General features: G+C 54.4%; 17 protein-coding genes. 11 read left to right on the top strand and 6 right to left on the bottom strand.

Annotated elements, in window-relative coordinates; all coding sequences use genetic code 11:
* Positions 1-248: 248 nt before the first annotated feature.
* The 3 genes from QUD59_RS10485 (at position 249) to QUD59_RS10475 (ending at position 4,423) form a co-directional block, all read left to right on the top strand.
* Positions 249-2,075: a DUF1302 domain-containing protein gene (locus tag QUD59_RS10485; RefSeq protein WP_286236920.1), complete on the top strand. Its 1,827-nt coding sequence runs from the start codon at positions 249-251 to the stop codon at positions 2,073-2,075.
* Positions 2,076-2,105: 30 nt separating this feature from the next.
* Positions 2,106-3,449, top strand: a complete 1,344-nt coding sequence (locus QUD59_RS10480; protein WP_286236919.1) for a DUF1329 domain-containing protein — start codon at positions 2,106-2,108, stop codon at positions 3,447-3,449.
* A 137-nt stretch (positions 3,450-3,586) separates the two neighbouring features.
* On the top strand, positions 3,587-4,423 hold the full coding sequence (locus QUD59_RS10475) for a CvfB family protein (RefSeq protein WP_286236917.1): 837 nt from the start codon (positions 3,587-3,589) through the stop codon (positions 4,421-4,423).
* A gap of 71 nt (positions 4,424-4,494) precedes the next feature.
* Here the strand turns inward: QUD59_RS10475 and QUD59_RS10470 are convergent, their stop codons facing one another.
* The 4 genes from QUD59_RS10470 to QUD59_RS10455 form a co-directional block, all read right to left on the bottom strand.
* Positions 4,495-5,229: a glutathione peroxidase gene (locus QUD59_RS10470; RefSeq protein WP_286236915.1), complete on the bottom strand. Its 735-nt coding sequence runs from the start codon at positions 5,227-5,229 to the stop codon at positions 4,495-4,497.
* A gap of 116 nt (positions 5,230-5,345) precedes the next feature.
* Positions 5,346-7,529 (bottom strand): putative bifunctional diguanylate cyclase/phosphodiesterase, encoded by a 2,184-nt coding sequence (locus QUD59_RS10465; protein WP_286236914.1) that lies wholly within the window; start codon positions 7,527-7,529, stop codon positions 5,346-5,348.
* A gap of 141 nt (positions 7,530-7,670) precedes the next feature.
* Positions 7,671-8,699: a M14 family metallopeptidase gene (locus QUD59_RS10460; RefSeq protein ID WP_286236913.1), complete on the bottom strand. Its 1,029-nt coding sequence runs from the start codon at positions 8,697-8,699 to the stop codon at positions 7,671-7,673.
* Positions 8,700-10,202, bottom strand: a complete 1,503-nt coding sequence (locus tag QUD59_RS10455; RefSeq protein WP_286236912.1) for a glutamate-cysteine ligase family protein — start codon at positions 10,200-10,202, stop codon at positions 8,700-8,702.
* A 132-nt stretch (positions 10,203-10,334) separates the two neighbouring features.
* Between QUD59_RS10455 and QUD59_RS10450 the strand changes: the two genes are divergently transcribed.
* The 4 genes from QUD59_RS10450 (at position 10,335) to QUD59_RS10435 (ending at position 14,531) form a co-directional block, all read left to right on the top strand.
* Positions 10,335-11,630 (top strand): paraquat-inducible protein A, encoded by a 1,296-nt coding sequence (locus tag QUD59_RS10450; RefSeq protein ID WP_286236911.1) that lies wholly within the window; start codon positions 10,335-10,337, stop codon positions 11,628-11,630.
* 2 nt (positions 11,631-11,632) lie between these two features.
* Positions 11,633-13,282, top strand: coding sequence for an intermembrane transport protein PqiB (gene pqiB / locus QUD59_RS10445; protein ID WP_286236909.1), 1,650 nt, complete (start codon positions 11,633-11,635; stop codon positions 13,280-13,282).
* Positions 13,275-13,865, top strand: a complete 591-nt coding sequence (locus QUD59_RS10440) for a PqiC family protein (RefSeq protein ID WP_286236908.1) — start codon at positions 13,275-13,277, stop codon at positions 13,863-13,865. Before pqiB ends, QUD59_RS10440 begins: the two co-directional genes overlap by 8 nt.
* A gap of 150 nt (positions 13,866-14,015) precedes the next feature.
* Positions 14,016-14,531 (top strand): hypothetical protein, encoded by a 516-nt coding sequence (locus tag QUD59_RS10435; protein WP_286236907.1) that lies wholly within the window; start codon positions 14,016-14,018, stop codon positions 14,529-14,531.
* Between the two features lie 54 nt (positions 14,532-14,585).
* Here the strand turns inward: QUD59_RS10435 and QUD59_RS10430 are convergent, their stop codons facing one another.
* The gene (locus QUD59_RS10430; RefSeq protein ID WP_286236906.1) at positions 14,586-16,610 is read right to left on the bottom strand and encodes an NADPH-dependent 2,4-dienoyl-CoA reductase; all 2,025 of its coding nucleotides are present in this window, start codon (positions 16,608-16,610) and stop codon (positions 14,586-14,588) included.
* A 60-nt stretch (positions 16,611-16,670) separates the two neighbouring features.
* On the bottom strand, positions 16,671-17,519 hold the full coding sequence (locus QUD59_RS10425) for a crotonase/enoyl-CoA hydratase family protein (protein WP_286236904.1): 849 nt from the start codon (positions 17,517-17,519) through the stop codon (positions 16,671-16,673).
* 112 nt (positions 17,520-17,631) lie between these two features.
* Here QUD59_RS10425 and QUD59_RS10420 point away from each other — a divergent pair, with 112 nt between their 5' ends.
* The 4 genes from QUD59_RS10420 to QUD59_RS10405 are packed head-to-tail and all read left to right on the top strand — an operon-like array spanning position 17,632 to position 20,156.
* Entirely contained in the window at positions 17,632-18,237 is a 606-nt protein-coding gene (locus tag QUD59_RS10420; protein WP_286236903.1) for a TetR/AcrR family transcriptional regulator, read from the top strand.
* A gap of 11 nt (positions 18,238-18,248) precedes the next feature.
* A complete protein-coding gene (locus tag QUD59_RS10415) occupies positions 18,249-19,031 on the top strand; it encodes an alpha/beta fold hydrolase (protein WP_286236902.1) in 783 nt (260 codons plus the stop codon).
* 48 nt (positions 19,032-19,079) lie between these two features.
* Positions 19,080-19,457 carry a hypothetical protein gene (locus QUD59_RS10410; RefSeq protein ID WP_286236901.1) on the top strand — a complete coding sequence of 126 codons (378 nt, stop codon included), beginning with the start codon at positions 19,080-19,082 and terminating at the stop codon, positions 19,455-19,457.
* A gap of 36 nt (positions 19,458-19,493) precedes the next feature.
* Complete coding sequence (locus tag QUD59_RS10405) at positions 19,494-20,156, top strand: YkgJ family cysteine cluster protein (RefSeq protein WP_286236899.1); 663 nt, start codon at positions 19,494-19,496, stop codon at positions 20,154-20,156.
* Positions 20,157-20,210: the final 54 nt, after the last annotated feature.

Below are 20,210 nucleotides of genomic sequence, written 5' to 3'. Positions count from 1 at the left end.
GAAACGCATTTCCCCTATCTATTCTTGAACGAATATGTCAGGCATTTCAAGCCCGCGAACAATTTTGTTATCCAGATTGGCTGCTATTGTTATTGTGAGATTTCCTTAGGCTGGCAATCATAGACTCCGTTACTTGTTTGAAAATTCTGTCCAAGCTAGCACCATTACTAGATATTTATTAAAAAACCAGATAAAAGCTAAGCTGCAAATTTAGCGACTTAAAAAAATAACAACGCTAGGTGAACGAAATGGCAATAAAAAAACGGTTTTTGCGCTGCAGCAAAAAACCCGTGCCGGCACTTAACCCCCGGCTACTTCCTCTGTTGATTGGCTGCGCCCTGGGAACCACCCAGGTACAGGCCGTTGAATTTAACCTTGGTGAAATTGAAGGTCGCTTTGATTCGCAGATCTCCGTTGGTGCAAGCTGGCGGATGGATGAACCATCATCTGACCTTATCGCTCCGGCTAACGGCGGCACCAGCAAAGGCGCAGGAAGCTACGACGATTCCACTCAAAACTTTGAACAGGGAGAAACCTTCTCTCAGATCATCAAAGGCGTACATGACCTGGAACTGAGCTATGAGAATGTAGGTTTCTTCACCCGCGCCAAATACTGGTACGATGCGGAGCTGGAAACCGGTTCCAGAGCACACGGTCATACCGCGAATGGCTATGTACCGGGTGCAGAACTGGATGATTCCGGTTTTAACGATTACGCAAAATTCTCCGGCATCGAAATTCTGGACGCATATTTTTACGGCGCGTTCGATTTAGGCGAGAACCCACTGGATGTCCGAGTGGGCCGTCAGGTCGTGAACTGGGGTGAGAGCACCTTTATTCAGGGCGGCCTTAACGCAATCAACCCATTTGATGTTAATGCTTTCCGCCGGGCTGGCGCGGAAGTCAAAGAGGGGCTGCTGCCTGTTAATATGGCTTTCGCCTCCCTCGGCGTCACCGACAACCTCAGTGTCGAAGGTTTCTACCAGATTGAATGGGAACCCACTGCGATTGACGGCTGTGGTACCTACTTCTCGACCAATGATTTCGTCGCAGAAGGCTGTAATGGTATCCGTATTGGCACAGGCGCTCTGGGCACACTCGATGACTCCACTTATTTTAACCAGCCCCTGGCCCTCGGAGGACAGGACCCGGTTGTTTACCGGGATGCGGATGGCCGGCGTGAAGCCGATGATGATGGCCAGTTCGGTATCGCTTTCCGCTACTTTGCGGAGGAGCTGAATAACACTGAATTTGGTTTATACGCAGCTAAGTATCACAGCCGCCTGCCAATCGCCAGCGGCATCTACGACCTCGGCGCGTTCATGGGGTTACCTGCTACCTTAGGCTCACGATACTTCGTTGAATACCCTGAAGATATCAAGATGCTCGGCCTGAGCTTTAACACCAACATTGGTGAGATCGCATGGTCCGGTGAGATCAGCCACAAAACCGACGTACCTATGCAGATCAACGGTACCTCTCTGATTGCAGGCATCCTGACAGCCGGCGCAACCGGTAACGCAAGTCTGGACAGCTACATCCAGAATGCCACCAGCAGTGGTGCCGCACCGGGCAGTGAGGTTGCAGGTTATCAGACCTTTGACGTCACTCAGCTCCAGACCAGTCTGGTGAGTTTCCATGATCAGGTATTAGGCGCAAGTCGACTGGCCCTGATCGGTGAATTTGGCTGGACCCATGTACATAGCCTGGACGAGAGCCCGGATGCCCTGAAATTTGGCCGCCACGGCTCCTTTGGCTATGCGGCGGGTGATAACGAGGGCTTTGTGACTCAGGACTCCTATGGCTACGTGCTCCGGGCCAGCCTGAATTACCCGGATGCTTTCGCCGGCGTTAACCTGACACCTCAGATCAGCTTCAAGCATGGTATTGAGGGTTACGGCCCGGCCCCCGGCGCAGCATTCCGTGAGGGTGAAAAAACACTGGGCCTCAGCCTGACCGCTGATTACCTTAATAAATACTCGGTTCAGCTCTCCTATACCGACTACTTCGGTGGTGATTACAATGAGCTTGAAGACCGTGACTTTATTTCACTCAGCGCATCTGTTTCTTTCTGAGAAACAGTCGTAGGTACGGAGAACAGATTCATGTTTAATACGAAAAAACTGCTGCTGAGCACGGCCATTCTGATGTCCTCTTCTGCACTCTATGCAGCAACTTCGGCAGAAATGGCTTCTAAACTGGGTAGCGAATTAACCCCGATTGGCGCGGAGAAAGCGGCTAATGCTGAGGGCACCATCCCCGCATGGGATGGCGGTCTGGCGACGTCGACTGATCGCTACAGCAACCCGTTTGCTGATGAAAAGCCCCTGTTTACAATTACTGCCGCCAATGCGGATCAGTATAAAGACAAACTGACACCCGGCCAGCTCGCGATGCTGAATAAGTATGCAGATACCTATTCCATCCCGGTCTATCCGACCCATCGTACTGCAGCGCTGCCTGCCGAGGTTTATGCAGCAGCTAAAACCAATGCCACTCAGGCGAACCTGACCGATGGTGGCAACGGTTTGCAGAACTTCACTACCGCCGTGCCTTTCCCGGTGCCGGAAAACGGTCTTGAGGTGATCTGGAACCATATGACCCGCTATCGTGGCGGCGCACTGGAACGGACCTTTGTTCAGGTTCCGGTTCAGGCGAATGGCAGCTTCACCCCGGTGAAGATCAATGAAAAAATGTCCTGGCCGACCTCTCTGGAAGGCGGAGCAGATCCAAAGAAAGACGCGAACATCCTGTTCTACTTTGTACAGCAGGTTGAAGCGCCGGCCCGACTGACCGGTAATGTGCTGCTGGTTCATGAAACCATGAACCAGATCACGCAGCCGCGTCAGGCCTGGACATACAACGCCGGTCAGCGTCGTGTTCGCCGTGCCCCACAGATCGCCTACGATGCACCGGGTACCGCCAGTGATGGTCAGCGGACCACCGACAATCTGGATCTGTTCAATGGCGCACCGGATCGGTACAACTGGGAACTGGTCGGCAAGCAGGAACTATATATCCCTTATAACAGCTACAAGCTGGCTGATCGCGGCCTGACTTATGAGGATATCCTCAAGCCCGGCCATATGAGCCCGGAACTGACCCGCTACGAACTGCACCGGGTCTGGAAGGTAGAAGCAACACTGAAAGAGGGCGAGCGCCACATTTATGCCAAGCGCACCTTCTATATCGATGAAGATAGCTGGCAGATTGCTGTGGTCGATCACTACGATGGTCGTGGCGAGTTGTGGCGCGTCGGTGAAGCTCACCAGTTCCAGTACCGGGATGTAAACGTGCCGTGGCTGACCGCCGAAGCTCTGTACGATCTGCAGTCCGGTCGCTATCTGGTCGGCAGCCTGACCAACGAGGAGGGTGACGGTTTCGACTTCACCCAGCGCTTCAAGCACAAAGATTTTACTCCGCAGGCGATCCGTCGACTGGGTAAATAACCACACCTGATCCAGCAAGCTTAGGTGTAAGCCTTCTCTCCGGAGAAGGCTTTTTTATTTTCGCCCTTTTATCTTGGCGCCTGGACTAAGATAATAGGCAGCTAATCACTTCCACACCAACAGTTGCAGGTTCCCGCATGGCCGAAATCGGCAAGTACAACACCCTGACCGTCCTGAAACAGAAAGATTTTGGCGTCTATCTTGATGCCGGAGAGCTCGGCGAGATTCTGCTGCCGAAGAAATACTGTCCTGAGGACCTGAAACCGGGTGATTCCATCCGCGTGTTCATCTATCTGGATACGGATGACTATCTGATTGCGACCACCGAGAAGCCCAAGGCGATTGTCGGCGAGTTTGTCATGCTGCAGGTTTCGGAGGTCAACAAAGTGGGCGCTTTCCTCGACTGGGGACTGCCAAAAGACGTACTGTTGCCCTACAGTGAACAGCGCCAGCGGCCGGTGGAAGTCGGTAAACGCTATCTGGTGCGACTCTATCTGGATCAGCACACCAACCGGATTGTAGCATCCACTAAAATCGATAAATTTCTCGATCAGAGCACACCACGTTATCAGGTGGGTGATGAGGTCCAGCTGGTGATCGCCAACCGGACCGATCTGGGGCAGAAAGCGATAGTAAACCACACTCACTGGGGGATGCTGTTCCGCAGCGATCTGTTGCGTACTGTTTATCCCGGCCAGAAGATGACCGGCTACATCAAAGAGGTACGTGAAGACGGCAAGATTAACCTCTCACTGCAAAAACCGGGCTATGCCAAAGTGGTGGACACGGCAGGGGCGATTCTGGCCATGCTGAAAGAGCAGGACGGATTTATCACCGTGAATGATAAGTCGTCCCCGGATACGATTTTTAAACTGTTCGGAATCAGTAAAAAAGCGTTCAAAATGGCGGTCGGCAAGCTGCTGAAACAGGGGCAGATCACTCAGGAACCGGGTGGCCTGCGCCTCAAAGACTGAACCATGAAGCGCACCTGATGAAAAACGCACCTTCAGAGAGGTGCGTTTTTTTTAAGGTTCCGGGGTTAGGGTTAGCCCTGCACCCAGGCCTCCAGTTCATCGGCTCCGCCGATTAGATTTCCGTCCACAAAAATCTGTGGCGTTGTACCGCGACCGGTAACCGCCTGCAGTGTACTGAAGCTGACACCTCCACTGCCCAGTTCGATCTCTTCAAAACGGTATCCGTTAGCGGTCAGCACCTGTTTAGCACGGGTGCAGTGCGGGCAACCCGGTTTGCTCAGAATAGTAACCCGCTTTGGCAGTACCGCTTCACAGTTGATGTAGTTGAGCATGGTATCTGCATCAGACACCTGGAACGGATCGCCCGGCAGATCCGGTTCGATAAACATCTTATCGATCACACCATCACGCACCAGCATGGAATAACGCCAGCTTCGCTTACCAAATCCCAGCTCCGCCTTATCTACCAGCATACCCATACCCGCGCTGAATTCGCCGTTGCCATCCGGAATAAAGCGCACATTGTCGGCGTGCTGATTCTCTGCCCAGGCGTTCATCACAAAGGCATCATTGACTGACAGGCAGATGATCTCATCGATGCCGTTTTCGGCAAATACCGGTGCCAGCTCGTTGTAACGCGGCAGGTGAGTGCTGGAGCAGGTTGGTGTAAATGCTCCGGGGAGGGCGAAAACAATAACGTTTTTGCCACTAAACAGTTCCTGACTGGTCAGATCGACCCAATCATTCCCCTGACGGGTGCGAAAAGTAACCTGGGGGACGTTCTGGCCTTCACGGTTCTGCAACATGCTCTGTTCCTCTTAAGTGGATCGGCCAGCTCTCCCTGACCTGTTGCGATCACTATATCCAAGAGAAAAAAACATGAAAAATTATAAATAACCAATAGCCTGATAGCTTCTAGCTATTACGCAGAAGTTCGCTGGCGCAAGCCTTCAACAAACTGATCAAAAGGTTCAGGCCGGCCCAGATAATAGCCCTGCCCATAGTCACAACCATAGGCGATCAGCACATCCAGTTGCTCCTGATCTTCTACCCCTTCGGCGATCACTTTGATCCCCAGGGTCTGGCCCATTTTGATTATCACCTCCACCAGTGTCCGGTCCTGTTCGTCCACCAGCAGGTCGGTCACAAAGCTGCGATCGATCTTCAGGTACTCCACCGGGTAGTGGCGCAGATAGTTAATTGCCGAATAGCCGGTACCAAAGTCGTCAATCGAGAAGGCTATCCCCTGATCGCGCAGTGCCTGAATTTTTTCCAACTGACTGTCGCCCCCTTCCATCAGCAGGGACTCGGTAATTTCAAACACAATCTTATCCCGGGCCACCCCATGCTGACCGAGAATCTGCATCCAGCGTTCGACAACGTCTTTGGGGTAGAACTCGGCGACAGAACGGTTAACCGAAATCTGAATATCGATCCCCATATCCTCAAAGCGAGTGGCCAGATGACAGGCTTCATCCAGAATCCACTCACCCAGTGCACGGATCGCCCCGGTCTGTTCAGCAACCGCAATAAATTCGCCCGGAGAGACCAGACCCCGCTGTGGGTGATTCCATCGTACCAGTGCTTCGCACTTCTGCACCGAATTATCATCCAGCCCCATAATCGGTTGCAGATACAGTTCAAACTGCCCCCGACGCAACCCGTCAAGAATCTCGTTATGCACCTGAACATGGCGCTTCACTTCCTGACTGAGGTCTTCGTTAAAGAAAAAGATCCGGTTCTTACCTGCGCGCTTAGCCTCATACATCGCCCGATCCGCATTCTGCAGCAGGCTCTCCATATCGGCACCATCATCCGGGTACATAGCAATGCCCAGACTGTGAGTCACAGACAGATACTGTCCCTCAATCAGATAGGGTTCTCCGAGTTCCAGTTGCAGTTTTTCCGCCAGCAGCTCTGCCTGTGTCGCTGATTCGAGATCACGCAGAACAATCACAAACTCATCACCTGCCAGCCGGGCCAGCAAGTCATCACTGCGGACAATTTTGCTCATGCGCGCTGAAAACAACCGCAGCAGCTCATCACCGACACTGTGGCCCCAGTTATCGTTAACCTCTTTGAAGTAATCCAGATCGATAAAGAACAACGCAAAATGGTGCTGATTCCGCTGGTGTTCCATAATCAGGGCTTTCAGGCGCTGGCCAAAATGATATCGATTAGATAAACCGGTCAGCACATCATAATTGGCGCGGTAGTTGGCGGTTTCGATCGCCAGGACTTTCTCCCGGTAGTTGCTTGCGATCAGGTAGGTGGCCATCGAGGTTGCAAGGCTAACCAGAAAGCCAACAAACCAGAAGAAAAAAAGCTGCCGGGGTGTTGCCCGCCAACCGTTTCTGGCATTCGCCGCTAACTGCCAGCGACCGGCAGGAAGAATCACATCCACACTCACCGCTTCATCATTAAACACCTCGGGTGATCCATAAAAAACGTCGCCTTCAGCTCCCTGACCATCTTTACCGCGGATGGCGATATCCAGTCCCCACAGATGGCTGTCTACACCGGCGCGCTGCAGCAGATCCACATCATCAATGACCGCCGCAATAATGCCCCAGAGGTTATCCTGCGAATGCCCCAGAAAAACCGGCACACGGGCAATCAACCCGGTTCCGCCCTGTACCAGATTGACCGGACCAGAGAGCAGAATTTCATTCAACTCGACGGATTTCATCACACTGCTGAACTGCTCAGGCACACTACGATAATCCAGCCCGAGGGCCGCTTCATTACCTTGTAACGGATGGATACTGGAGATGATCAGATTGGGGGCCAGGGCGATATGCCGGATACTGAGCTGAGTACGCAGATATTCAGTCACTAACTGCTCAAACTCATATTGGGTGATATCTGTATTAATCGCAATTTCGGCGCGCAGGCCGCGTAATACAACCAGATGGGCATTAATCTCGCCTTCAAGGCGCGCCCCCAGCGTCAGAAGATTTACAAACGCCTGATACTTTACTTCCTGCTTGTTACGTTCCAGTTCATGGCTGATAAACAGTGCCGATATCACCAGAATAAAACCGAACACCATCGCAGAAAACGCGAACGGTCTAACGGTCAGAAATTTAAATATCCGGTGAAACATCTCAGGGCAGCTTCTCTTACCTGACTGGAGCCCGACCACAGCCGGATTCAAACAACAATCAGGGCAAACTAACAAACATGGCTAGGCTTACTTATACAGGCTTATGCCATGAGATGAAAGCTTCGCCGGGAGTGCCTGTACTCAGGTCTTTAAAATTTCATGCTCACGCTCTTCAGCAGCGTAGAGCAGGCAGTCACTGAGGGCGATATCCGGCCGGGTAGTGATCATGAAAAGTTTCAAAGGCACCGCAGTAACCAACTGATTTCCATGAATTTCAAATAAACGACTACCAACATCTTCCCCCTTGGCATTGTGGACTCTCAGGCAGCGCTCTGCCGCCTCACTGCCAAGCCAGCCAATCAGCGTTCCACGCTCTACCGTGCCAAAATTATGTCGATCCAGATCCGCCGGAACCGTCAGATCGGTACCGATCACATAGCCCTCAGCAAACGCCACCACAGTACCGGGAATCAGCTCCAGTCGAACAGGATGACGATAGATATCCATCTGCTTCCCATGCTCCAGTTGCAAAACCTCCGGCTGGTGAAGATAACGCTGCAGCCCCTGCCATGCGACCTCGTTAGCAGCCTCATCTGCCGCTCCCCCGCACTCAATCGTCACGACCGGGCAACGCCGGCTGCTGCGTTCCATCAAAGCCCCCAGCCGAAGATCCGTGATGACCAGACGATCACAGAACAGTGAAACCAGCGCCTCATGAGGCTCACTTTCGTAAGTCACCACCGCAAAATCCGGGCTGTGGCCCGAGGTATTGTGGATATCCAGCACCGCTTCCGGCTGGTATTGTTCAAACAGATCGACAATCTCTTCAGCGACTTTGCCGGGACGGTCCTCATAGGGGGGAAAGAAGCATCGGTTCATATCCCGTTCTCCGGGGTACACCCGGTGCTTGTGCAGAGAGTCCAGTAACGCCGCTTCCACCGCCGGGATAAAACACAACAGATTGCAGCAGGGACGCCTCCCCTGTCGCAGCCAGCGGTGTAACGCCCTGAGGCCAGAGGGCTCATTTCCGTGCAGGAGTGTCACCAGCCCCCGGGTCCGGGTGCGCTCTTCACCCTCAACATAGATCATGCAGGGCTCTCCCAACAGGCGCAGAAAGGCTTCCGGGGTTTCACCGAGTTGCTCCACTGTCGGATTGATCAGTTGCTTCATTTAACTATCCTTATCTGCCCGGTTACTCCACTCGGAAACCGGCTGGTTAGCCGCAGAGTAGCGCATATAACGTTGTGTCATTCGGGTAAGCGCCTGAGACTCATTCATCTTGCGGCACAATCGCTGATACTCCCTCCGCTGCCAGATAGCGCCGGTCATACCGCTGTCCAGCCGCCGGGCAATGACCCCCAGATAATGGCGCCTCTCATCTTCCGCAACCCCCAGCCGGGACAACCCTATGTCGGCCAGCGGCAGCAACTCTTTGGCGATCTCTGTCACCGTCAGCTTACGTAACGGCGCCGGCGGCTCCAGCCCGGGCCACATCAATTCGGCATTCAGGCCGCGCTCTGCAGCCAGATAGAAGTTATTTTCCAGCACCTGAAATGGCAACGCGGGAATAAAATCGTTAACCCGATCCTTCAGCCCTTCTGCCAGACCAATTGCTAACGCTGCGTTGGCCGCCATATCCGCCACCGTAGGCCCGGCTGGCAGGGCTCTGAGTTCAATTCGCAAATGCCCACCCTGTTTCGGATCGTACACTGCCCGGTTCCAGGGCCAGACGGTCCCGGAGTGCATCCTTAACTCTGCCAGCGCAGGCACCTCACCCTGTTCAATCAGTTTACTGATATCTTCCTCAGCACATACCGGAATAATCGGCTCATGCAGATGCACCATTTCAGCAAAAAGCTCATAGGCCCCCTCACGCACCCAGCCACTGCCAAAATCCACCCGGGAGGGCAGCGCATGATCACAAGCCTCATGGCTACGCCCGTCTATCGTCTGCCGAAATAACGGAATCCGGGTCTCGTGCCAGAGTTTGTGGCGCAACATAAAGGGCGAATTACTGGCCAGAGCCAGCACCACCGGCGTCACCAGTTGCAGGGCGTTAAACGTATTCGCAAAGGCGCCCGGCGTGACCCGCATATGCACCTGCAACGAGCTGTTTGCCCCCTCCAGTGTGACATCGTTAGAGCGCAGAGAAATGGGCGGATCTCCGTCGATGTGAACACAGAACATTCGCCCACGCATCTCCACCAGTGCCTGGCTCAGGGCATAAAAACGGGATTCATCGGTCATCGCCTGCATACCGAAGTCACTGCGTCGTAAGGTCGGTAATATACCAATCGGCAAAGCGCAGCCCTGCTCAGACTGCAGGTGATGACTGATCAGACTGATCGCGTCCTGCATTTCGTGTTCCAGACGACTGAACGGCTGCCCCGCGGCAGGCACGGGTTTCAGGTTGTATTCCAGATTGAATCGATTCAGCTCCAGCGCTAACTGCGGATGCCCGCTACGCTCTATGACTTCGCGGTTAAGCGACAGAGGCCGGGCCTGCGGGTCCACCAGATACAGCTCCAGCTCAGCCCCCAGCGTCGTGGTTCCCTCGCCAAAGCCGGGTCGATCCAGCAGCGCCTTCAGCCCCTCCAGATTGAGTAGCAAGCGCTCCCTGAAACGCTGGTGATCGGCATCTGTAAAGCTGTGTGAACTGATCTCTTGTCCCATAACCCCTTGCAGCCCGCTGTTCTCCTTTACTTTAAGATAGCCAGCTCTGCTCCGATCTACCATCGAAGCGGGGAATTTCATTACTCCCTCAGGTTTAGGGTAAAATGTCCGTACTGCTACGGAGAGCTGAATATGTCCATTGAGAAAATAGCCTGTCACTGCTGCGATCTGGTGCAAGAGCTCTCCGCTATCCAGCCGGGGCAAAAAGCGCACTGTTCACGCTGCGGTCATCTCCTGACAGTCCATCACACCGGCGGACTGGATACTCCGATGGCACTGGCCTTCAGCGGTCTGGTATTTCTCCTGCTCTCGCTGCCTTTTCCATTTATGGCCTTTGAGTCTCAGGGTCGGGTGCAGGAGGTTTCGCTGGCCAACAGCGGCTTTGATCTGCTGCAACAGGGCTTTCCGCTGCTCGCCCTGCTGCTGACCCTGTTCATTCTGTTAATTCCGGCTCTGACCCTCTGCACTTACCTGTTGATTCTGTTCACATTGAGACAGGAACAGAGTCCACCCTGGCTCTATCGCCTGACCCGGATGCTGTTTATCCTGCACCCCTGGGGAATGGCTGAGGTGTTTCTGATCGGCGTGCTGGTCAGTCTGGTAAAGATCGCCGGAATGGCCGATATCATTATCGGTGTATCTTTCTGGGCCTATGTACTGTTTGCGCTCTGCCTTATCACCACTATCACCCGGGTTGACCCGGCACAACTGTGGCAGAAACTTGATCAGATCGCTGGCATCCACCGCAAACTGCCATCCACCGAGCCGGGCAGCGCGTTGAAAAACCAGCTACAAAGTTGCCACCACTGCGGCCTGCTTCATCCGCTGGATACAGCCAACTGTGAACGCTGCGGCAGCCCGCTGCATGCCCGATTCCCGAACAGCTTACAAAAGACCTGGGCCTACCTGATTACCGCAATCCTGCTCTATCTGCCGGCTAATCTTTATCCGATTATGAACACTACGCTGCTGGGCAATTCAGAACCCAGCACCATACTCGGTGGCGTACTGGTGCTCTGGGAGATGGGCTCCTATCCAATCGCTCTGATCGTTTTTATCGCCAGTATCATGATCCCTATCGGCAAGATGCTGGCACTGATCTGGCTGGCTTACAGTGTTCAGCATGGCCATCAACACCGGGTATCGGAAAGGATAAAAATGTATCGACTGACCGAGCTGATCGGCCGCTGGTCGATGATTGATGTGTTTGTGGTCGCCGTTCTCGCTGCACTGGTGCAACTGGGCGGGCTGGTCAGCATCACGCCGGGAATAGCGGTGATCGCCTTCGCCGGTGTGGTTATTCTGACTATGTTATCGGCACTGAGCTTTGACCCCAGATTAATCTGGGATAGTCTTAGCCAGGAGGAGATGGCTGCAATTAACCGTAGTCAGGTTCCACTTAATGATCTACTGGATGATCTCAGGTAATTATGGCCCATTCGAACCCCACTGACAGCCATCCGCTGATCAGCAGCAAACGCAGTTTTTCCGCCATCTGGATTCTCCCTCTTGTTGCCCTGTTGATGGGTGGCTGGATGGTTTATCACGAGTGGGCCAACCGCGGTCAGTTGATCACTATCAGTTTCTCCACCGCCGATGGCATAGAAGCCGGAAAAACTAAACTCAAGGTGAGCAGCGTCGAGGTTGGTAAAGTCGAATCGGTGCAACTGAACTACCCGCATAACGATGTGATCATCAAAGCCCGCGTCGAACCGGAAGCCGAAAGTTTACTGAAGAACAACACCCGTTTCTGGGTGGTCCGGCCTCGCATCGGCACAACCGGCGTGAGTGGGCTGGGTACTTTGCTATCTGGCGCCTACATAGAGATGAGCCCCGGCGATGCCAGCGCGACCGCCAGCCATTTCACCGGGCTTGAAGAGCCGCCTCTGACCTCTGAGTCGGAACCCGGCCTGCGCCTGCAACTGGTCAGTGACAATGCGCACTCATTGAGTGTCGGAGATACCGTTCTGTTCCGTGGTTTTCCCGTCGGGGGCATTGAACAGGTCAGCTTCGACCCCAAAGCCCGGGAAGCGATCTATGACCTCTTTATCAAAGCCCCTTTCGATCAGTTAGTCAGCAGCGACAGCCGTTTCTGGAATAACAGCGGTATCAATCTCAGCCTCAGCGCCGATGGCGTTAATATCCAGACCGGCACACTGGATACACTACTCAGTGGTGGCGTCTCATTTGATGTACTCGATGACAAAGAACAGGGACGCCCCGCCGGCAATGGCGACCGGTTCAGGCTTTACCCTGATTTCAGCAGTGTCCGGGACCAGCCGTTTGCTTTCTACAACGAATACCTGCTGTTGTTTGATCAGTCCGTGCGTGGGCTGGTAGCCGGCGCACCCGTTGAATTTCGCGGGGTACGTATCGGCTCGGTTGAGCGTATTTTCTTTACCATCTCAGAAGTCGCCAGTGAAACCGACCCGCGCATTCCTGTCGTCATCCGGCTGGAGCCCGGACGCCTTGGCTATCTGGATGAAAAGGACACCCTCCCCACGGCACATGAGACGATGAACTACTGGGTCGAGCAGGGGATGCGCGCCAGCCTCAAATCCGGCAACCTGCTGACCGGCAGCCTGTTTATCGACTTTGACCTGTACCCGGAGACAGATAACCAAAGCATGACTGAGTATGATGGCTATAGCGTCATTCCTACGGTATCCGGTGGCTTTGTCCAGCTTGAGAATAAGCTGCTTGCTGTACTGAATAAGATCGAGCAACTCAAAGTCGAGCCGGTACTGGCCCAGCTCGATTCCACGCTGGGCAGCTCTGAACAGACCATACGTCAACTCAACACCACCCTGAAAGCGGTGGAAAAGCTGGTTGCAGACAAACAGACACAGGCATTGCCGGAAGCGCTGCACCGCACCCTGCAGGAGATCCGCCTGGCCGCAACAGGTGTCAGCCCACAGAGCCCTCTCTATCATGAACTGGGTCGAACGCTGGAGAGCCTGCAACAGACGCTGAGTCAGTTGCAGCCCCTGCTGAAAACTCTGGATGAGAAACCCAACGCACTGATTTTTGACGCCCCCAAAAGTCCCGACCCGCTTCCCGGAGGTATGAACAATGAATAAGCTGCTACGCCCCCTGCTGGGCCTGCTTCTGATCGCCGGCCTCAGTGGCTGTGCACAGCAGGCTGAACGGGAAACCAGCCGTTACTATCTTCTCAGCAGTGACAGCCCCGGCTACAGCAAATCCACCTCCGGTCCGGTGATCGGTATTCAGCCGGTTCGGGTCGCCGCCTATATCAACACCCCGGGTATCGCCCTGCTCACGCGCGAGCAACACATACGGATTGCCAACAATCATCTCTGGGCCGAAAGGCCAGAGCTGGCAATTACCCGCGTGCTGCATAACGAACTGGATCGGAATCTGGCGCAATACCAGTTGGTCAACGGCGAATTCGGTCAGCAACGTCAGTGGGATTACAGCCTGACAACCCAGATCGATCAGTTCCACGGCACCGAAGCCGGCGAGGCTGTGATCAGTGGCTACTGGACGCTGCAGAAAGGTGACACGGCCATCAGCCAGCAGCGCTTCAACCTGCACAAGCCCCTGCCAGAAGCAGGCTACGCGGCACTGGTACAGAGCCTGCGCCATCTGCTTGCGGATCTGGCCCATCAGCAGGCGGCGACGCTGACCCAACTCACCCCCTGAGCATCCGGCAAATTACTGATCCAACTCAAAAGCGGGTTGGTTGCTGAATATTATGCAACCAATCTGTTTTATTAATGGGCTATACTTGGGGTCTATGCCGACCGATTGGTCCGGCTAGTTGTTTAGATATTATCGATTGGGTTAGTTTTTATGCAGAACAACGCTATCTCTCCGGGCCTCAATCCCGCCTTTACTACAGGGCGTGAAGGGCTCCAGACGGGCAATTCGGCCACCCCGAACAATGCCCAGCCTGTCGCTGCGCCGGAGCAACCGAATCAGGTCGCCCTGAATCCTGAGCTGCCGCCCAGCAGTCAGGTCAGCCAGACAAGTTCAACCGACCGTCCGGCAACAAACAATCCGGGGGGCGCTGATCAGGGGATCGACCCGGTCGCCCGTCAATTGCAGATCGAAAGCTTTCTTGCCGAGCAGACCGGAGAAAGCCCGGAGAACTTCCGTGGTATCGACCTGCAAAGTGCGCTGGATCTGCAGGAAAACCTGCGTAACCGTCCAGCACCTGCGGCGGCTGAAGCCTCAGATGAAACCCCGCCGGACAGCAATGCTGTGCAGGATCAGGCACTGCAGGAACGCTTACAGAGTCGTCTGGCCCAGCAGATCCCGAATGATCCGGGTACCGAATTCCCGCAACTGATTGAAACCGTTGCCTGAGAATTTTAAGCACTAAAAAAGGCCGCTGTTGCGGCCTTTTTCGTTTCTGCTCGATCAGATCTCAGCCGCCAGACGCGTGCCCTGATTGATCGCCCGTTTGGCATCCAGCTCTGAAGCCACATCCGCACCACCGATCAGGTGCACCGGCTTAGCCGTGATCTGCGCCTGCAGATCGCGACACGGCTCCTGCCCTGCGCAGATCACTACGTTATCCACTGGCAGCACCTGAGGCTCGCCATCCACCAGCAAGTGCAGCCCCTGGTCATCAATCTTCAGGTAGTCACACTTGTTCAGCATCCGCACGCCTTTCTTCGCCAGATCTGTACGATGAATCCAACCGGTGGTTTTACCCAACCCGGCGCCTACCTTGGTTTTTTTCCGCTGTAACAGATAAACCTCACGCGCCGCCGGCTCAAACTGCTGCGGTATATTTTCCACACCACCACGGGCCTGCATATTCATATCCACACCCCATTCCTGCATAAATGCCGTGATGTTCTGACTGGTCGATTCACCCTGATGCACCAGCACCTCGGAGATATCAAAACCAATGCCGCCAGCACCAATCACCGCCACTTTCTGACCGACATCTGCCCCCTCCATCACATCCAGATAGGTCAGCGCTTTCGGGTGATCTACACCCTCCAGCTCCGGTTTACGCGGGGTAATGCCGGTTGCCAGAATCACTTCGTCAAAATCGGAGTTATTCAGTATTTCAGCACTGATGCGGGTATTCAGCTTCAGCGTGACTCCGGTCAGCTCGATCTGTTTTCCAAAGTAACGCAGGGTTTCGTAAAACTCCTCCTTACCCGGAATACGCTTGGCAACATTAAACTGTCCACCGATCTCCGAAGCGGCATCAAACAAAGTCACCTGATGACCACGCTGAGCGGCGGTAGTAGCGAATGCCAGCCCAGCAGGGCCAGCCCCCACCACAGCCAGTTTCTTCGGCTCAGAGGTTGCCTCAATCAGCAACTCGGTTTCATGGCAGGCGCGCGGGTTCACCAGACAACTGGTGAGTTTATTGGCAAAGATATGATCCAGACAGGCCTGGTTACAACCGATACAGGTGTTGATTTCATCTGCACGGTTCTCTTCGGCTTTGCGCACAAACTCGGCATCGGCAAGGAACGGCCGGGCCATCGATACCATATCCGCATCCCCCCGTGCCAGCACCTGCTCCGCTACATCCGGCATATTGATCCGGTTTGACGTGATCACCGGCACTGTCAGGGCTGCACGCACCTTAGCCGTAACCCAGGTAAACGCAGCCCGGGGCACTTTGGTAGCAATGGTTGGAATCCGCGCTTCGTGCCAGCCAATTCCGGTATTAATGATGGTGGCACCCGCTTTTTCCACCGCCTGTCCCAGACTGACGATTTCCTCATAGCTGCTGCCACCCTCAACCAGATCCAGCATCGACAGGCGGTAAATAATAATAAAGTCAGTACCTACCGCCTCCCGTACGCGACGGACGATTTCCAGCGGGAATCGGATCCGCTGCTCATACTCCCCCCCCCAGTCATCATCCCGGTGGTTGGTACGGCTGGCGATAAACTGGTTAATCAGGTAGCCCTCAGAACCCATGATTTCAACACCGTCATATCCCGCTTCCTTCGCCAGACTGGCGCAACGAACAAAATCGCTGATCTGCTCTTCGATCTCCTCCGCGCTCAGTTCTTTCGGCGGGAATGGATTGATCGGTGCCTGCAGGGCTGACGGGGCCACTGGCTGTGGGTTATAAGCATAGCGTCCTGTATGCAGAATCTGCATGCAGATCTTACCCTCTTCAGCATGCACAGCGTCTGTCACAATACGATGATTGGCCACATCTTCGGCGTTCAGCATCTGAGCTGCATGCCCATGAACTGCGCCGACTTTATTCGGACCGATGCCGCCTGTCACAATCAGGGCAACACCACCCCGGGCACGTTCGGCATAAAACGCCGCCATACGCTCAAATCCATTCGGAGCCTCTTCCAGGCCGGTGTGCATTGAGCCCATCAGGACACGGTTTTTCAGCGTCGTGAAGCCCAGATCAAGCGGGGCCAGCAAATGCGGGTATGGGTGATTACTCATAAGTCTGCTCTCATCCTGTTCAGGCGGCTCCGGGCCTGCCTGCTGTTATTGTTGTCAGTTTCATTCCGCCTTGTGCAGGGCCGGAATAATGGGCCGCAAGCCTTCATATTCCGGAGCTTTGCCGGACATTTTAGCGCTGAAAGTTTGCAGCATATCAGCAGGCTGGAACATACCTGCCTGCCAGGTGGCCATATAGCTCAGACTGTCACTGAGACTGTGGTCACGGGCATAATTGATCATCTGCTTCGTGCCGGTTACTGCCAGAGGTGAACGTGCAGCAATCTGAGCGGCAACCGACATGACACCATCCAGCATACTGCTGTGATCGGCAAAGACCTGATTCACCAGACCCGCCTTAAGCGCCTCCGCAGCGCTCAGTTGGCGGGCCGTGTAAGCCAGTTCACGGGCCAGCCCTGCGGGGATCAACTGCGGCAGGCGCTGTAGGGTGCCCAGATCGGCGGTCATGCCGAGCTCGGTTTCCTTGACCGTAAAATAAGCCTCTTCCGTGCAGTAACGTATGTCCGTCGCACAAACCAGATCCAGCGCACCACCGATACAACCGCCCTGAATCGCACTCAGCACCGGAAAACGAACCTCTTCCAGAACCGAAAAACAGGCTTGCAGTTGCAGCACCAGACGACGCATCGCTTCACCACGCCGCCCGGCTTCGCCGTTAAACATCTGCGGATCCGGCTGGGTAAATACTTCCAGATCCATCCCCGCCGAGAAATGCTTACCTGTTGAAGAGATCACCAGCACCCGGGTTTCAGCCGCAACATCCAGTTCCTGAATAGCCGCGGGAAACTCCTGCCAGAATACCCGGTTCATCGCATTGCGCTGCTCGGGCCGGTTTAACTGCAGGTGGGCAATCCCGTTGTCCACACTCAAAGTAAAGGTCTGATAGCTCATCGGACTTCCTTTTATTTTTATGGCCGGTGATGATGTACAAAAAACAATCTAGACAGCGTCAAGATAAACCTCTATTTTGACAGTGTCAAGATTGATTGATAGATTGCCAGCCATGACTAACACTAAAAAAACCTATCACCACGGTGATCTCCGAGGCACGCTGCTGGCGGCCGCAACCGACATCATTGCCGAAGGGGGTGTAGAAAGCCTCTCGATTCGCCGTCTGGCCGACCGGGTCGGGGTCTCCCGCACCGCGCCCTATCATCACTTCAAAGATAAAAACGCCCTTCTGTGCGCCATAGCTGAACAGGGGTTTGAACAACAGGACGCGCTGGTCGAATCCATCGCCGCCAATCCGGATCAACTGACAGCACGAGAGTTGTTCGAGCGCTACGTGCTGACCTACATCCGCTTTGCCGATGAACAGAAAGAAACCTACGACCTGATGTATGGCCGGGATATCTGGAAATCAGGAGCACCGACCGAGTCACTGCAGCAGATCTCCAAAAACTGTTTCCGCAACTGGCTGAAATGGGTTGAAGTGCTGCAGCAACAGGGAATCTTCGACCCCGAACAACCGACACTGCGTGTAGCACAGTCTAGCTGGGCTGCTCTGCACGGGCTTTGTCGCCTGTTTAACGACGGTATCTACCTTGATCGTGCAGATATCGATGAGATCGCCCGAAACAGTGTCCAGATGCTGATCAGGCAGCCTTAAAAGGTAACCCGATGTCCACCATCCAGTTCAGCCATGCCAATGGTTTTCCCGGCAGCAGTTACAACTTCCTGTTCAGCCAACTCGCGGGTTGTCAGGTCAGTTATGTCGAGAAAATGGGGCATGGCGATTACCCGCTGAACAATGACCTCAGAAACTACGCCCGGGAGCTGATACGGGATATTGAGCAACGCGGACAAAGCCCGATTGTAGGTATGGGTCACTCAGCCGGTGCTGTGGTTACCCTGATTGCCGCCGCGCTGCGCCCGGACCTGTTCTCTCAGGTCATCCTGCTGGATCCGGTTCTGTTCAGTCGACGCAAGCGCTACCTGCTCAGACTGATTAAAAAGATGGGGCTGATCGACCGAATTACACCGGCCGGGCGCGCGGAAAAAAGGCGAGCGGTGTTTACTGATCGCCAGCAGGCAGCAACCTACTTTCGCGGTAAGCGCCTGTTTAAGACATTCCACCCGAACTGTTTTGCTGACTATATCCGTTATGGACTCAGAGATACCGATCAGGGTGTCGAACTCAGTATCGCGCCGGAAATAGAAGCCGACATATTCCGCAACGTACTGCTTAGCGCCCCCCGCTGCCTTAAAACGGTCAGGGGCTGCGTCATATACGGTGAACACAGCGATCTGTTCAGCCGCAGTGACCGGCAGTGGTGGCGTCGCAATTTCCCGGATATACAACTGGTCGGCATTGAAGGGGGCCACCTGTTTCCCTTCGAGCAGCCAGTGGAAACCGCTGCGCTGATCCGCAAACAACTTGAATCACCCCCGACAGGGAACTGAACCGGCGCAACACGATCTGAGTATTACTGACCCTCAGGGAGTTGAAGCATGCGTCCACTGATCCAGACTGTTCCTGTTCTATTCAGTTACCTGCTCAGTTTGTCAGCCTACGCCGGCGAGGTAGAGATCCTTGCCGCTGAGGCGAACAGAAACAGCGATGGTAGCTACCATTTTCAGGTGACCCTGAAGCACGCCGACAGTGGTTGGGAACACTACGCCAATCGCTGGGAAGTCGTTACCCCTGAGGGGGCGGTGATCGCTACCCGGGTTCTGCACCATCCTCATGTGGATGAGCAACCCTTTACCCGCGGACTGAATTCAGTAACCATCCCATCCGGTAATGGGCACGTTTTCATTCGTGCTTATGATTCCAGACATGGCCGCAGCGCCTCTGAGTACCGGATTTCACTCCCTCAGCCTGACTGAGGTACACTGTGCCTGTTTACCTCTGCAGGTTACCCCATGCCCGATAAACAGGTCTTTTTCTCTACCGCCGATGTTGCCGACGTAGCCTCCCGCTTACAGCAGGTCACAGCAGACTACGAAGCCCTGTTCGAAAATCTGGGTAAACAGATTTATTCCACCATCGAATCCCTCGATAACCCTTCCGATCAGTTGGCGGTCACCTGGCAGTATATTGAGGATGCCCGGCTGGCGTTTACTCAGCACTTCCCGGATAACAGCAAAATAGCCTGCCGTGAAGGCTGCAGTCACTGCTGCTCATTTCCGATCCAGACCCCGCATCAGGCTATTCAGGATATCGCCACTCACCTCAGAAACTCTCTGAGTGACGGCTCACTAAAACAACTTTGCGATAAACTGCGCGACAACATCGCCCGGCGTCAGCCGCCCCTGTTCCGCGCCCCCTGCCCGTTTCTGGATCAGAACCAGCGTTGTACCATCTATGCCCACCGCCCGCTCTCCTGCCGCTGGTTCAGCTCACCCGATGCCGCACTCTGCGAACAATCCGTCAGGAGTGGCCAGAGCATTCCGCAGAATCCGTTGCAGTCACGAATATTTCAGGCCGCCAACGCAGCCCTTCTGGCACAACAGAAAAGGCAAACCGGCACCGATCAGCAACTTGAGTTTATTCCGGCGCTTCTGGCAGAACTGGAAACTGGCTGATACATCTGTACACGGCTAAACCGCCAGTTCACCCACCTCATGTTTTAAGGCTTT

Origin of the sequence: Neptuniibacter halophilus (assembly GCF_030295765.1) — a bacterium.
GTDB lineage: Bacteria > Pseudomonadota > Gammaproteobacteria > Pseudomonadales > Balneatricaceae > Neptuniibacter > Neptuniibacter halophilus.
This window is presented reverse-complemented; position numbering and strand designations above follow the sequence as displayed.

Excerpts from the sequence above, each read along its gene's own strand:
- QUD59_RS10485 (WP_286236920.1), top strand. The coding sequence starts at position 249 with ATGGCAATAAAAAAACGGTTTTTGCGCTGCAGCAAAAAACCCGTGCCG.
- QUD59_RS10480 (WP_286236919.1), top strand. The coding sequence starts at position 2,106 with ATGTTTAATACGAAAAAACTGCTGCTGAGCACGGCCATTCTGATGTCC.
- QUD59_RS10475 (WP_286236917.1), top strand. The coding sequence starts at position 3,587 with ATGGCCGAAATCGGCAAGTACAACACCCTGACCGTCCTGAAACAGAAA.
- QUD59_RS10470 (WP_286236915.1), bottom strand. The coding sequence starts at position 5,229 with ATGTTGCAGAACCGTGAAGGCCAGAACGTCCCCCAGGTTACTTTTCGC.
- QUD59_RS10465 (WP_286236914.1), bottom strand. The coding sequence starts at position 7,529 with ATGTTTCACCGGATATTTAAATTTCTGACCGTTAGACCGTTCGCGTTT.
- QUD59_RS10460 (WP_286236913.1), bottom strand. The coding sequence starts at position 8,699 with ATGAAGCAACTGATCAATCCGACAGTGGAGCAACTCGGTGAAACCCCG.
- QUD59_RS10455 (WP_286236912.1), bottom strand. The coding sequence starts at position 10,202 with ATGGGACAAGAGATCAGTTCACACAGCTTTACAGATGCCGATCACCAG.
- QUD59_RS10450 (WP_286236911.1), top strand. The coding sequence starts at position 10,335 with ATGTCCATTGAGAAAATAGCCTGTCACTGCTGCGATCTGGTGCAAGAG.
- pqiB (WP_286236909.1), top strand. The coding sequence starts at position 11,633 with ATGGCCCATTCGAACCCCACTGACAGCCATCCGCTGATCAGCAGCAAA.
- QUD59_RS10440 (WP_286236908.1), top strand. The coding sequence starts at position 13,275 with ATGAATAAGCTGCTACGCCCCCTGCTGGGCCTGCTTCTGATCGCCGGC.
- QUD59_RS10435 (WP_286236907.1), top strand. The coding sequence starts at position 14,016 with ATGCAGAACAACGCTATCTCTCCGGGCCTCAATCCCGCCTTTACTACA.
- QUD59_RS10430 (WP_286236906.1), bottom strand. The coding sequence starts at position 16,610 with ATGAGTAATCACCCATACCCGCATTTGCTGGCCCCGCTTGATCTGGGC.
- QUD59_RS10425 (WP_286236904.1), bottom strand. The coding sequence starts at position 17,519 with ATGAGCTATCAGACCTTTACTTTGAGTGTGGACAACGGGATTGCCCAC.
- QUD59_RS10420 (WP_286236903.1), top strand. The coding sequence starts at position 17,632 with ATGACTAACACTAAAAAAACCTATCACCACGGTGATCTCCGAGGCACG.
- QUD59_RS10415 (WP_286236902.1), top strand. The coding sequence starts at position 18,249 with ATGTCCACCATCCAGTTCAGCCATGCCAATGGTTTTCCCGGCAGCAGT.
- QUD59_RS10410 (WP_286236901.1), top strand. The coding sequence starts at position 19,080 with ATGCGTCCACTGATCCAGACTGTTCCTGTTCTATTCAGTTACCTGCTC.
- QUD59_RS10405 (WP_286236899.1), top strand. The coding sequence starts at position 19,494 with ATGCCCGATAAACAGGTCTTTTTCTCTACCGCCGATGTTGCCGACGTA.